Genomic DNA, 13,830 nt, shown 5'->3' on the forward strand with positions numbered 1-13,830 from the left:
CCCCGCAGGCACCGGTCCCGCAGCTGCTCGACCTGCGACCGGCAAGTGATCTCTACGACGAAGTCGACTGGCACGACGCGAGGGCGGTGCGCGCGAGCATCGACGACGTCCTCGACAGACGACGGCGACGGGGCTACGTGCCCCACCTCAGCGCATCGCTGCTCCTGGGGGACCGGCGCCGCCCGGGAGCCGACGAGCCCGCGACGGTTCAGGTCGGCGGCTCGCTGATCCTGGCAGAGGCCGAGGAGGTTGCCAGCCCGCTGCCCGGCGTCGTCGAAGCCCGCGGTGGCGCCGGTATGCCGTTGGTGCTGCGACATACGGTCGAGGGGCTGGAGTTCTGGACGTGCTGGTGGGGACTCGACGACACGCCGCCCGTTGCGGCGACGGTCCCGGCCGGGGCGCTGTTGGGACGCGCCGCCGCGAGCGAGGAGAAGGACCCGCTCGGATCCTGCGTCCAGGTGCAGGTCCACCGCACCGCGCGGATGGCCACGTGGCCGCCGCCTCGTGTCGTGCCGCCTTCCGCACGGCAGGTGTGGAGCCACCTGTCACCCGACCCCGCCCGGCTCCTCGGGTTCACCGAGTCCCCCGCCGCGGCCCCCACCATCGACGACGTCGTCTCGGTGCGCCGTCGCCACATCGCTCGCTCCCAGCGCAACTACTACCGCACCCCGATGAACCTGGTGCGCGGGCGGGACGTGTGGTTCCACGACGAGGACGGCCTGGCCTATCTGGACTCGCTGAACAACGTCACCCACGTCGGCCATGCCGAGCCACGCGTGACGGCCGCCGCCACACGACAGCTGCGCAAGCTCAACACCAACAGCCGTTTCGTCTACCCGCAGATCGCCAGTTACGTACAGAAGCTGGTAGCCACCCTGCCCGACCCGCTCGAGGTCGTCTTCCTCGTGTGCACGGGCAGCGAGGCCAACGACCTGGCGCTGCGGATCGCCCGCCAGGTGACAGGGCGCCGGCACATCGTCAACATCGACGGCGCGTACCACGGCAACACCGGCGTGGTGACCGGGATCAGCCCGAACCGCTACAACGGCCCCGGCGGCGCCGGCGCGCCCGCGACCACCCACGAGGTCGTCATCCCGGACCGCTACCGCAGCACCTACGGGTACGACGACGCGGACGCCGGAGCCAAGTACGCGCGCGACGCCGCGGCCGTCATCGAGCGGATCACGGCCGACGGCCGACCCCCGGCCGCCTTCATCGCCGAGTCCCTGATGGGATCCGGTGGGAACATCGTGTTCCCCGACGGCTACCTCGACGGCGTGTTCACCGCTGCCAGGCGAGCGGGCGCCCTGTGCATCTCCGACGAGGTCCAGGTCGGCGTCGGACGCTTGGGGCCCTGGTGGGGGTTCGAGCTCCAGGGGGTGGTCCCGGACATCGTCACGATGGGCAAGCCACTCGGCAACGGGCACCCCCTCGCGGCGGTGGTCACGACCCGGGAGATCGCCGACGCGTTCGACACGGGCATGAAGTACTTCAACACCTTCGGCGGCAACCCGGTCTCCTGCGCGATCGGCGAGGCCGTGCTCGACATCGTCGAGCAGGACGGGCTGAGGCAGAACGCCGTGAGCGTGGGCGGGTACTTCGCCCAGTCGCTGCGTGAACTCCAGCAGCGCCAACCGCTCATCGGCGACGTGCGGGCAAAAGGGCTCTACCTCGGCGTCGAACTGGTCCGCAACCGCACCACCAAGATGCCGGCCACGGAGCAGGCCTTCCTGGTCACCGAACTCATGAAGGAGCGAGGCGTCATCGTCTTCCCCAACGGCGTGCACGACAACGTACTGAAGATCAAACCGCCCATGACCTTCCGCCGCGAACACGTGGATCTCTACGTCGACGCGCTGGACGAGGTCCTGTCCCTGCCCGAACTGCGCTCGGCCGTTCAGCCCTGAGACGGACCACCGTCCACTGAGACAGCGAACGAGAGCGGCCCGCGAAAGCGAGAAGCGCCCCGCGGGCCGGCTGCTCCGGCCAGGCCTTCAAGCCCTCGCCCGCCATGGGCGGCATCGCCGCGGACCTCGCCCCGGAGCGCCGCACCTCCCAGTCGATCGACTTCATCACCGCAAACGGCCGCTCCGCGGCCTGAGTCAGAAAGAGGAATCACATGACCCTGACCATCGGCGCGCTGAGGGCTGAGCCCGGCCAGAAGACCCGCGGGAGCCTGTCCGTCGACCTCGGCACCACGACGGTGGACGTTCCGCTGATCCTCGTCAACGGCTCCCGCCCGGGTCCCAGGGTGGTGATCACCGGCGGTGTCCACGGCGGCGAGTTCATCAGCCTCGACGCCACCACCCGCCTGGCCGGGCTGCTGGAACCGGACGAGATCGCCGGCCAGCTGGTGATCTGCCCCGTGTCCAACCCCCCGGCCGTCTACGGGGGCAGGCTCAACATCTCCCCGCTGGACGGCGTCAACATCAACCGCGTCTTCCCCGGCGACAAGGACGGCGGCCCCACCGACCGGATGGCGGCCTGGCTGTTCGAGAACCTGATCGACGGCGCCGACGCCTACATCGACCTGCACAGCGGCGGCATCGACCAGCACCTGCTCGACTTCGTCGGCTACCGCCTGACCGGCGACGACGAGCTGGACGCGAAGAACAGGGCGATGGCCCACGCGGTCGGATACGAGCTGGTCGTCTTCGGCACCAGCCCGGACGGCGGCAACAGCCACGCCGCGGCGAACCGGCAGGGTATCCCCGCGATCCTCGTCGAGACCGGGCAACTCGGCGACCGCGACCCGGCCACCGTGGACAGGCTGCTCGACGCCCTGTACCGGATCCTGCACCACCTCGGCGTCATCGAGGCGTCGGAGCACCTCAAGCCGGCGACCGTGCAGCCGCGGGACTGGATCTGGACGGGCGACGTCGAGTCTCCGGCCGCAGGCCTCTGGTACCCGGACGCGGTCACCGGTGACGAGGTGACCGAGGGACAGACCATCGGCCGCATCATCGACCCGGTCGACGGCGCCGAGCACAAGGTCACCGCCATCGCCACCGGAACGATCATCTACGGCATGAACGGACTCTCCGTCCGCCCCGGCACGCATCTCGCCGCCATCGCCACCCCGCACCACTGACGGACTGCACGCCCGCCCACTGATCCCATCCCCCTACCCCACCGAAATGGCCCCATTTCGCTCCTTCCAGGAGAATCGCGTATCCAAGCCGGTCTTGCGGACTGTCTCCACCAACAGCACGGCCCCGGCCTGGGAGACCGGCTCCACGACGGCTGCCCTCAACACGGCTACGACCCGATTCGCTCTTCATCTGAGAAGGGCTTCTTTCCGCGGCACGATCTGGACCCTCGACAAGTCTTATGGCAGCCGCACGGCGTATCGAGGTCGCGCCGCAAGTGCCTACGACATCGGCGCCGGGCATACGGGCGGGTCGGTACGACGGCTTCGTCCACATCACCGCTGGCACCGTTGAGGATCCGGTCGGCCGGGCTTGAGGTTCGGCGTCCTCGACGAGCCCGTTCCAGGCCATGACGTGCTGGTGTTCGTCGGGCCCCTGGCCAGGCGGACCTGGACGTCGCCGAGGTGGAGCACGACCCCGGCTGTCGGCTCAGCCGCCTGGCACCCGACCCTGACGGCTCCTCACCTCCACATGGACCTCAGCTGCCACGCCCGCAGCTGGTCGAGGGTGGCGGTGCCGCGCTCGGCGAAGACCTCGACGCCGGTGCTGGACGGGTCGGGGAAGATCTGGTCGGTGATCACGGCCTCGCCGTTGCCGCCGAAGACCTCGACGGAGGACCAGTCGACGAGGACGCGCAGCTTTACTTTGCCATTCCTGGGCTTCAGGGGGGCGGTCTGGACGCCGGTGGAGAAGGCGTTGTGGAAGTCCACGGCGCCGGAGCGGGAGCGGTCGACGTACAGCTCCTGCGTCGTGGCGTCGTAGCCGATCACGGTCTCCTCTCCGCCCGCGCCGGTGCGCACCTTCAGGCCGAAGCGTTCGGCGTCCTTGAGGGAGAAGGTCGCCTCGATGTCGAGTGCCTTGCCCTTGGCCGTACGACTGAGCAGGGGCTTGGAGGTGTTCTTGACGGTGACGCCGGACGCCGTCACCGGACGCTTGTTCCGGAGGGACTCCAGGCTGCCCACCGGCTTGCTGGTCAACCGGATCCGGCCGTTGACCGTGCGCAGGGCCATCTCCCGGGGGATGCTCTGTGCGCCGCGCCAGGGGGAGGTGGGGATGGAGAGGCCGTAGTCCCAGTTGTTCATCCAGCCGATCATGTAGCGCTTGCCGGCCGGCGCGTTCTCCCATGAGACGGCCGCGTAGTAGTCCCTGCCGTAGTCGGTCCAGTCGGCTCGCTGCAGCGCGGACTTGGCCGGCTTGTCGGCTTCGGTGAACCGGTCGGCCAGGACATGACCCCAGCCGCCGGTGTTCATGTCGACGACCTGGATCCGTGCCCGCTTGCCGGCGTAGGGGCGCAGGTCGAAGGAGGCCCAGTCGAGGGTCTCGCTGTCGGTGCCGGTGGCGCTGCGTACGACCTCGCCGTCGACGATCAGATTGACGGACGTCTCCGTGGAGACCCGCGGCGCCTTGGTGTCGGACAGCACGATGTGGTCGACGTTGAGGTGACCCCAGCCGCCGGTGTTGTCGTCGACGATCCTGATCCGCGCCTTCTTTCCGGCGAAGTCGCCGACGTCCCAGGTCGCCCAGTTGAGCGCTTCCGCGTCCCTTCCGGTGGCGCTGCGGACGACCTCGCCGTCCACGAGGAGCTCGATCGCAGTGGGGTTGGCGGAGCCAGCCGGGTGGTTGCCGCCGCCGATGAGGAAGTTGACGTACTTCTTGTCGATGGTGAACTCGGGCGAGGTGAGAGTGCCGGTGGTGGAGTCGCCGTTCAGGAAGGTGTTGGCCAGCCCGTCTCCCAGGAAGCCGGAGACCTGGCCCTGGTCGGGGAGGGTGCCGGTGGCCGGTGCGGTGCCGAAGGCGTCCCCGGCCGCCGTCCAGTCGCCGTACGTTCCGCCCTCGAAGTCGGCAAGGACCGTGCCCTCGGGCGGAGACGCGTCCAGAACGGTTCCGGCTTCGTGCGGATGCCGCCCGCCACCGATCTTGAAGTTCAGGTAAGGGCTGTCGACGGTGAAGGAGGGGGAGGTGAGGGTGCCGGTGGTGCCGTCTCCGTTGTGGAAGCTGTTGGCCAGGCCCTTGCCCTCGAAGCCGGTAACGGGCCCCTGCCAGTCGACTGCCCCGGCGGCCGGTCCCTGTCCGAACGCCGTGCCGGTCGTCGTCCACTCACCGAAGCCGGTGCTCTCGAAGTCCTGCACCACCGTGCCGGTGGGCGGGATGTAGGTGCCCTTGTCCTGGGCGGTGAACTTCTTGCCGTCGAAGTCGCCGATGAAGTACTGCGAGCCCGAACCGCCCGCGATACCTCCGGGGTTGATGTTCACGACCAGGACCCACTTGATGTTCTTCTTGTCCCCGTCGACCGCCAGGGGGAACAGGTCGGGGCACTCCCACTCGCCGCCCGTCGCGCCGGCCGGCCCGAACTCACTGAGCAGGCTCCAGTCCTTGAGGTTCTTGGACGAGTAGAACCGCACCTTGTGCTCTTCGGACAGCGAGACCGTCATGAGCCAGCTCTTGGTCGGCGCGTACCACTGGACCTTGGGGTCGCGGAAGTCCTTGGAGCCGATGTCGATGACGGGATTGCCCCGGTACTTGGTCCAGGTGCGCCCCCGGTCGGTGCTGTAGGCGAGGGACTGGGCCTGCTTGCCGCCGTTCTTGTAGGCACTGGTGTAGATCGCCACCATCGGCGGGTTCTCCTTCGTGCCGAAGCCGGTGGTGTTGTTCCAGTCGACGACCGCGCTGCCGGAGAACGCCATCTCCTCGTCGTCGTGCGACAGGGCGAGCGGCAGCTCCTCCCAGCGCACGAGGTCCTTGCTCACCGCGTGCCCCCAGGACATGTCGCCCCAGGAGTTGCCGTTCGGGTTGTACTGGTAGAAGAGGTGGTACTCGCCCTTGTAGTACACGAGCCCGTTCGGGTCGTTCATCCAGTTCTTCTCCGGGGTGAAGTGGAACTGGGGTCTGTAGGTCTCGGCGTACGACGGGGTGTCAGCCGCGACCGCCGACTGCGGGGCGAGCGGGGCCGCGGACAGGGCGCAGACGGTCGCCACCGCCGCCATCATCCGTATGCGGGCATGCCGGGATACGCGTACAGAGCTCATGGTGTCTCCTTGTCCCGCGGTCGTCCGGGCAGCGGTGACTGCGGCCCCGGCACGGACGGACCGAAAAGTGACGTCTCAGGTCGGCGTCGTCGTCCACGCCGCCGATCGAGATGTCAACGATGACTTGTGTCATCGATGACATCGAGTGCCCGATTATGAGGCGCGATCCGGCCAGTGCGTCAACGGTCTGGGCACGATTGCTCCGGTACGAGCCTGCGTTCAGTCAGGCGACTCCGAGGTCGCGGACTGCGCCCACCGCTTCCGCCATGACGGGTTCAGGTCGACAAACGAGCAGGTCAGAGCGGTGACCCGGGTGGTGAAGCGGCAGGCTTCCGCGACCTGGTCGCGATCCAGGTCGGTCAGATTAACGAGTTGTTTCCGGCCTGTTGACCAGTCGGGCCTCTCGGTGCTTCACTTCCGGAACCGGTACCGAAACCGGTTCCGGGACCGATTCCGGTACCGGTTCCAAGGGTCTCTGTACGATCGGCCCTTCGGTGCGGGAGGAAGTCTTCCGCCTCTGCAGGAAGGGAGGGGAGGTGACATGGGAGTCACTATCGCCGACGTGGCCGCACGGGCCGGAGTCAGCAAGACGACGGTCTCGCGGGTGCTGAACGGCAAGGGCGAGATCAACGAGAACACCGTCTTGAAGGTCCGCGAGGCGATCTCGGAGCTCGGCTATGTGCCGAGCGCCGGAGCTGTGGGTCTCGCACGCGGCACGACGCAGATGATCGGCATGCTGGTCCCTGATATGGCCTGGGCCTGGGCCGGCATCGTGCAGGCGGTCGTCGAAACGCTGGAGACCGAGGGCTTCGGGCTGCGCGTGCTGACCGTGAACCGCGGTGAGGAGTCGCTGCGCAGGCTGGGCCTGCAGGTCGCCGCCAAATCGTTCGACGGTCTGCTGGTGATAGAGCCCGAGGGGGCCCTGGGAGCCATCACGGAACTGCACGAAGCCGGGCTGCCGGTGGTGCTGATCGACGACCGTTTCCAGCGGCCGGGATTCCCCTACGTGGCCACCACCAATCGGGAGGGCGGTGAGCAGGCGGCGCGCCACCTGCTGGACATCGGCCGCCGGCGCCCTCTGGTGGTGACCGGTCCCGAGGAGTACGGCTGTACTCAGGAACGGCTGGGCGGCTTCGTCGACGTCTACGCGCAGGCCGGGATCGATCTCGACCAGCGCAGAATCATCTGCGGTGACTTCCTGTTCGACGACGGTCGGAGCGCGGTCGCCGGGGCTCTCGCGGACGGCGTGGAGTTCGACGCGGTCTTCGGGCACAACGACCCCTTGGCGGCCGGCGTGCTCGCGGCCCTGCACGAGGCCGGTCTTCGGATTCCGCAGGATGTCGCCGTGGTGGGGTTCGACGACGTCGAGCTGGCGTCGTACACCTACCCGGCCCTGACCACCATCCGCCAGCCGATGCGGGAAATGGGCGAGGCCGCGGCCCGTCTGCTGCTCGACCACGTGCGGAGATCGCCGGAGGCCGCCTCCTCGCGCATCGTTCCCACCAGCCTCGTGGTCCGTCGCTCGACGTCACAGCCACGCTCGAACTGACGCGACGTCAGCGCGATGCCCAAAGGACGGTGCCTCGCAGCCGGGCGGTGCGTTGCCGGTGACGCACCGCTCCCGTCTCCTTGAAACCCCGGCCAACTTCTTCGCCCTCGCCTTCCTCACAACTCCGGGCGGCTGCGCCTGCGTTCGCGCAGCACCGCCCACATGCACCTTTCCCCCCGCACATTCCCGATCCGGGACACCGAACGGTGCGCCTGGCCACCCGCCCAGGCGCTGCACACTCCGCATCGGATGCTCCAGCCGCGACCTGCGGCTGACCGCCGATGCCGCTGCCGTCGCAGACGGTCTCCACTCGTGTGCTGCCCCATCAGGGCGTCCGCCCGCTCCCACCCTTCGCCGCCCCGCCTCTGTATCGCTCAACGGCTAGGAGCCGCATCATGCGTATAACCACCCGTCACGCTGTCAGAACCGTCCAGACCCTGTGCGTCACCGTCACAGCAGCCCTGGTGGCCACCGGCTGCGGGCGGAGCGACGACTCCGGGCCCGGCAACGATGCGCCCGCGAAGCTCGGCGCCGGCAAGGCCAAGGGCACGGTGGTCATGTGGTCCATGGGCGACCCCGACGAGAACCTGAAGGACCTGGCCAAGAAGTTCGAGCAGGAGAACCCGGACGCCGACGTCAAGATCACCGCCGTTCCCTGGGACGCCGCCCACGACAAGCTGACCACCGCGGTCGCCGGCGGCAACACTCCGGACATATCCATGATCGGCTCCACCTGGATGGCCGAGATGGCCGCCATGAACGCCTTCCAGGCCACCCCGGCAGCGATCAAGCCGTCGGACTTCTACCCCGGCCAGTGGGACACCACGAAGTACAAGGGCACCTCCTACGGCGTCCCGTTCATCGCCGACACCACGGTGGTCTACTACCGGACCGACCTCACCGCGAAGGCCGGTATCAAGGGGGCCCCGGCAGGTGATCGGGAGGGATACCTGAAGGACCTCAAGGCCATCCAGGCCACCGCCGGCAAGGAGAACCCCAAGCTGCGCCACGCCACCGGGCTGGTGCTGGGCTTCAACTCCTGGGTGTTCTGGCTGCCGATGGTGTGGCAGGAGGGCGGTGACATCTACGACGCCAAGACCGGGAAGTTCACCTTCGACTCGCCCGAGGTCGCCAAGGCGCTGGAGTACTACGCGAGCGTTCCGAAGGAGGGCATGGCATCGACCGAGAAGCCGGACGACCTGCAGGGTTTTCGGGACGGTCTGATCGCCGTCTACCAGCAGGCCGCGTGGGCCGGAGGCAGCTTCCACAAGGACGCTCCCGAGCTGGACAGCAAGTGGAAGACCATCCCGGTGCCGTACACCAAGCAGCCCGCCGGGTTCGCCGGTGGCAGCGACCTGGCGGTGTTCAAGGACGCCGAGAACCCCGACGCGGCGTGGAAGTTCGCCCAGTTCCTGACCGAGCCCGCCAACCTCGCGGCCTATGCCAAGGTCACCGGCAGCCTGCCTCCTTCGCCCCAGGCATGGACCGAGGGGAAGCTGACGGAGGACGAGAACATGAAGGCGTTCGAGGAGCAGCTCAAGGTCAGCAAGGCACAGCCCGCCATCACGACCTGGCAGCAGGTCGCCGACGTCATCGACTCCGAGCTGGAGAAGCTGGCCCTCGGCAAGGCCACCGTCGCCGAGGCGCAGAAGACGCTGCAGTCCAAGGCCACCAGCATCGGCACGGGCCGCTGAGAGCCGCCAGGTGAGGACCCCTCGTACGGACGGATGACATCCATGTCCACGAAAACGCTCCCTGGGCGGGGCGACACCCATAAGCAGAGCACGGCAGGACCGGAACGGAGTGCCGGTCGCCGGCACTCCGGGCTCCGGAGCCCGGCTCCGGAACGGAGTGCCGGTCGCCGGCACTCCGGGCTCCGGAGCCCGGCGCGCGGCAGGCAGGCACGGGCGGCCTGGATCCTTGCCGCCCCGTTCCTCGCGCTGTTCGCGGTCTTCATGCTGGTGCCGGTGGTGTGGTCGCTGCTGATGAGCCTGACCGACACCAAGAGCGCCGACCTGCGCACACCCCTGAACGTCTCGTTCACCGGCTTCGACACCTACGTACGGCTCTTCCAGGACGACCAGTTCTTCACGGCCCTGCGCAACACGGGCGTGTTCGTCCTGGTGGCCCTGCCTCTGACGCTGGCCGCCGGGCTTGCCGCTGCCGTCGCCCTCGACCGGGGCGTCCGCCGCTTCCGGGCAGTCTTCCGGGTCGGCTTCTACCTTCCGGTGATCACCAGCATCGTGGCCGTCGCCGTGGTGTGGAAGACGCTCCTGGAACCGCGCGCGGGTCTGGTGAACCTCGTCCTGGGCTGGTTCGGGATCGACGGTCCGGCGTGGCTGGCCGACACCCGCTTCGCCCTGCCCGTCATGATCGTGATGGCGGTGTGGCGCAACCTCGGCACCGTCATGATCATCATGCTGGCGGGTCTGCAGTCCGTGCCCCGGTCGTTGATGGAGGCGGCCGAACTCGACGGCGCCGGGCCCTGGCAGCGGTTCTGGCGGGTCACCTTCCCGCTGCTGCGTCCGGCTCTGCTGTTGACCGCCGTGACCACAGGTATCGGCTACCTGCAGTTCTTCGACGAGCCGTTCGTGATGACGGGCGGTGGGCCGCTGGACTCCACGCTGTCGGCCACGTTGTACGCCTACAACCAGTTCGGCAACGGCAACTACGACATGGCGTCGGCGGCCAGCTACGTCATCTTCGTCCTCATCGTGGCGCTGACCGTACTGCAGTTCCGCGTGCTGCGATCCGTGGATTAAGGACTGATGCCCCATGAGCACCCTCTCCGCCCTGCCGACGGCACCCCCGGGCACGGAGCGCACCCTGAGGCGCCGCCACATCCGTCGCACCTGGGGCCAACCCTGGCTGTACCTGCCGCTCGCCGGCGCCCTCCTGCTCATGATCGCGCCGTTCCTGTGGATGCTCTCCGGCTCCTTCAAGCCCGAGGACGACATCCGCCGAGTACCGCCGGTCCTGATCCCGACGGCGCCCACGACCGCCAATTACGGTGAGCTGTTCAGCACGCTCGACTTCACGAGCATGTTCGCCAACTCCGTGATCGTGGCCCTCGCCGTCACCGCGGGCAATCTCATCTTCTGCTCGATGCTCGGATACGCCCTGGCCAAGCTGGAGTTCCGCGGACAGCGCGCCGTGTTCCTGCTGGTCATGGGGACACTCATGATCCCCGGCCTGGTCACCTTCGTACCGCTGTACGTGCTGGTGTCCAACATGCAGCTGACCGGCTCCCTGGTCGGGCTGGTCCTTCCGTTCCTGGCCGGCCCCTTCGGGGTGTTCCTGATGCGGCAGTTCATCTCCACCCTTCCCGACGAACTCATCGACGCCGCCCGCGTCGACGGCTGCCGCGAACTGGCCATCTTCGCGAAGATCATCCTTCCGCTGACCAAGCCGGCCCTCGCCACCCTGGGGATCATCACCTTCCTCGGCTCCTGGAACAACTTCCTGTGGCCCCTGGTCGTGGCCCAGAACGAGAGCCAGTACACCCTCCCCGTCGGCCTCGCCCTGGCCAGCAGCGGACAGTCCTTCACCCGCTTCGGCATCCTGCTCGCCGGCGCCGTGGTCGTCCTGCTGCCGGTGATGCTCGTCTTCCTCCTCTTCCAGCGCCAGTTCGTGGCCGGCATCGCCACCACCGGCCTGAAGTGACGCCCCGGCGCCCCGCCGCCGGACTTCGACACTCCGCCCCTCACCACTCGATCACTGGGAGAACAACGTGGGACAGCCGGTCCGCCCTGCCGTGTACCTGGACCCGGAAGCGACCGTGGAAGCGAGAACCGAGGACCTGCTGTCACGGATGACCCTGCCGGAGAAGGTCGGGCAGCTGCTGATGCTCGACGCACAACACGGGGACCTGGACGACATCGTGTCGGCCAAGCTGGCCGGATCGGTCCTGCACGTGTCACCCGACCTGATGCCTCAGGCCATGGAACTCACCCGGCGGACCCGGCTCGGCATTCCGCTGCTGACCGCCGACGACGGCATCCACGGGCACTCGTTCTGGCCCGGTGCGACGATCTTCCCGACCCAGCTGGCCATGGCCTGCAGCTGGGACCCCTCCTTGGTCCACCGGGTGGCCCGTGCGGCCGCGACCGAGATCGCGGCGACCGGAATCCACGGGACGTTCTCCCCAGTGCTGTGCATCACCCGGGATCTGCGCTGGGGCCGGATCAACGAGACGTTCGGCGAGGATCCCTTCCTGATCGGTGAACTCGGGGCGGCGATGGTACGCGGCTATCAGGGCGAGGGCCTCAGCGACCCGACCGCCGTACTGGCGTACGCCAAGCACTTCGCCGGCTACTCCGAGACCCTGGGTGGGCGCGACGCGAGCGAAGCCGATCTCAGCCCACGCAAGCTGCGCTCATGGTTCCTTCCCCCGTTCGAACAGGCGGCCCGGGCCGGCTGCCGGGCCTTCATGCTCGGCTACCAGTCGATTGACGGGGTGCCCATCACCGCGAACGAGTGGCTGATCAACGACGTACTCAAGGGAGAATGGGGCTTCACCGGCACGCTGGTCACCGACTGGGACAACGTCGGCCGGATGGTCTACGACCAGCGGACCTGCGCCGACTACGCCGAGGCGGCGGCGGTCGCCGTCAACTCCGGCAACGACCTCATCATGGCCACCCCCGCCTTCTTCGAAGGCGCGCAGGAGGCGGTCGCCCGCGGCCTGGTCGAGGAAAAGCAGATCGACGACGCGGTACGGCGGGTGCTGCGGCTGAAGTTCGAGCTCGGGCTCTTCGAGGACCCGCGCACGCCGGACCCCGAGCGGCAGGCGCAAGTGATCGGCTGCCGCGCCCACGCCGATCTCAACCTGGAGACCGCCCGACGCTCCCTCGTACTGCTGCGCAACGACGGCATCCTGCCCCTCGAAGGCGGGCTGACCTCGGACGGAACCGGCCGCGCAGTGAGCCGGGGTACTCCGCGGACGATCGCTGTCATCGGCCCCAACGCCGACAGCACCGAAGCCATGCTCGGCGACTGGGCGGGCGCCACCGGCCAGGTCCCGTGGATGCCCGAAGGCCATCCGCGGGAGTCGGTGGAGACGGTCCTCGACGGCCTTCGCGCCGTCGCACCCGCCGACTGGACCATCACGCACGCCCGCGGAGCCGACATCGCAAGCCCCCACCAGGACACCGGGTGGTCCCTCGGCCCCGACGGCCAACCGCAGCCGGACGTCTTCACTCCCGCCCCCGTCGACCAGGAACAACTTGGGGAGGCCATCGCCGCCGCAGAGGCCGCCGACTACGCCGTCGTGGTCGTGGGCGACACCATCGCCCTGACCGGAGAGGTGCGGTCGACAGCCACACTCGACCTCCAAGGAGGCCAGATCGCGCTGCTGGACGCGGTCGCCGCCACCGGCACACCCATGATCGTCGTACTCGCCCAGTCCAAGCCGAGCACCCTCCCGGACTCGGCACTGAACGCGGCCGCACTCGTCGAGGCGTTCAACCCGGGCATGCGCGGTGGCCGCGCCGTCGCCGAACTGCTCCTCGGACTCATCGAACCCGGCGGCCGGCTGCCCGTCTCCTTCGCACGCCACGTCGGACAGCAGCCCGTCTTCTACAACCAGGTGCGAGGCCAGCACGGGAACCGCTACGCCGACCTCACCCAGGAACCCCTCTTCGCGTTCGGCGAGGGCCTCACCTACACCACGGTCACCTACTCCGACCTCGTCGTGCACGACCCGGACATCCCCGCCGACGGCACCGTCGACGCGACGGTACGACTCACCAACAGCGGCAGCCGCCCGGCCCTGGAAACGGTCCAGGCGTACATCAGCGACCTGACCACCAGCGTCACCTGGGCCGAGCAGGAACTGAAGGGGTTCACCCAGGTCGAGATCCCTCCAGGCGAAAGCCTGGACGCCACCCTCAGCATCCCCGCCGCGCAGTGCTCACTCGTCACCGCCGACAACCGCCGAGTGGTCGAACCGGGCGAGTTCGCACTCCGCGTCGGGCCCAGCTCACGACGGGAGCAGCAGCTGAGCGCACGGTTCCGCATCCGAACCTGACCGCTTCCGCACCACAAGGCCGTACGCGGACTCGAAGACCCCCGCCCCGCCGACCCAGCCGCCCCGCCGAATCGAGGG

At 68.5% G+C, this 13,830-nt stretch carries 8 protein-coding genes; 7 read left to right on the forward strand and 1 reads right to left on the reverse strand.

From position 1 onward, the window contains the following. Both ACZ43N_RS30905 and ACZ43N_RS30910 read left to right on the forward strand, forming a co-directional pair. Positions 1–1,907, forward strand: a 1,907-nt coding sequence (locus ACZ43N_RS30905) for an aminotransferase class III-fold pyridoxal phosphate-dependent enzyme (RefSeq protein WP_468102302.1), incomplete at its 5' end; no start/stop codon positions are given. A 212-nt stretch (positions 1,908–2,119) separates the two neighbouring features. After that, positions 2,120–3,091, forward strand: coding sequence for a succinylglutamate desuccinylase/aspartoacylase family protein (locus tag ACZ43N_RS30910; protein WP_468102303.1), 972 nt, complete (start codon positions 2,120–2,122; stop codon positions 3,089–3,091). 519 nt (positions 3,092–3,610) lie between these two features. Here ACZ43N_RS30910 and ACZ43N_RS30915 read toward each other — a convergent pair. Next, positions 3,611–6,175, reverse strand: coding sequence for a GH32 C-terminal domain-containing protein (locus ACZ43N_RS30915; RefSeq protein WP_468102305.1), 2,565 nt, complete (start codon positions 6,173–6,175; stop codon positions 3,611–3,613). Between the two features lie 541 nt (positions 6,176–6,716). Here ACZ43N_RS30915 and ACZ43N_RS30920 point away from each other — a divergent pair. The 5 genes from ACZ43N_RS30920 to ACZ43N_RS30940 all read left to right on the forward strand — a co-directional run bounded on the left by ACZ43N_RS30920 (position 6,717) and on the right by ACZ43N_RS30940 (position 13,752). Next, positions 6,717–7,724, forward strand: a complete 1,008-nt coding sequence (locus ACZ43N_RS30920) for a LacI family DNA-binding transcriptional regulator (RefSeq protein ID WP_468102306.1) — start codon at positions 6,717–6,719, stop codon at positions 7,722–7,724. A gap of 395 nt (positions 7,725–8,119) precedes the next feature. After that, the gene (locus tag ACZ43N_RS30925; RefSeq protein WP_468102307.1) at positions 8,120–9,418 is read left to right on the forward strand and encodes an extracellular solute-binding protein; all 1,299 of its coding nucleotides are present in this window, start codon (positions 8,120–8,122) and stop codon (positions 9,416–9,418) included. A gap of 261 nt (positions 9,419–9,679) precedes the next feature. After that, a complete protein-coding gene (locus tag ACZ43N_RS30930) occupies positions 9,680–10,486 on the forward strand; it encodes a carbohydrate ABC transporter permease (protein WP_468102309.1) in 807 nt (268 codons plus the stop codon). 13 nt (positions 10,487–10,499) lie between these two features. Further along, complete coding sequence (locus ACZ43N_RS30935; protein WP_468102310.1) at positions 10,500–11,387, forward strand: carbohydrate ABC transporter permease; 888 nt, start codon at positions 10,500–10,502, stop codon at positions 11,385–11,387. Positions 11,388–11,454: 67 nt separating this feature from the next. Further along, positions 11,455–13,752: a glycoside hydrolase family 3 N-terminal domain-containing protein gene (locus tag ACZ43N_RS30940; protein ID WP_468102311.1), complete on the forward strand. Its 2,298-nt coding sequence runs from the start codon at positions 11,455–11,457 to the stop codon at positions 13,750–13,752. The last annotated feature ends 78 nt before the right edge of the window (positions 13,753–13,830 follow it).

This window comes from Streptomyces sp. NPDC030814 (assembly GCF_055572155.1).

What these genes read in the sequence shown, in the direction of transcription:
- ACZ43N_RS30910 (WP_468102303.1), top strand. Translation starts at nt 2,120, where the DNA reads ATGACCCTGACCATCGGCGCGCTGAGGGCTGAGCCCGGCCAGAAGACC.
- ACZ43N_RS30915 (WP_468102305.1), bottom strand. Translation starts at nt 6,175, where the DNA reads ATGAGCTCTGTACGCGTATCCCGGCATGCCCGCATACGGATGATGGCG.
- ACZ43N_RS30920 (WP_468102306.1), top strand. Translation starts at nt 6,717, where the DNA reads ATGGGAGTCACTATCGCCGACGTGGCCGCACGGGCCGGAGTCAGCAAG.
- ACZ43N_RS30925 (WP_468102307.1), top strand. Translation starts at nt 8,120, where the DNA reads ATGCGTATAACCACCCGTCACGCTGTCAGAACCGTCCAGACCCTGTGC.
- ACZ43N_RS30930 (WP_468102309.1), top strand. Translation starts at nt 9,680, where the DNA reads ATGCTGGTGCCGGTGGTGTGGTCGCTGCTGATGAGCCTGACCGACACC.
- ACZ43N_RS30935 (WP_468102310.1), top strand. Translation starts at nt 10,500, where the DNA reads ATGAGCACCCTCTCCGCCCTGCCGACGGCACCCCCGGGCACGGAGCGC.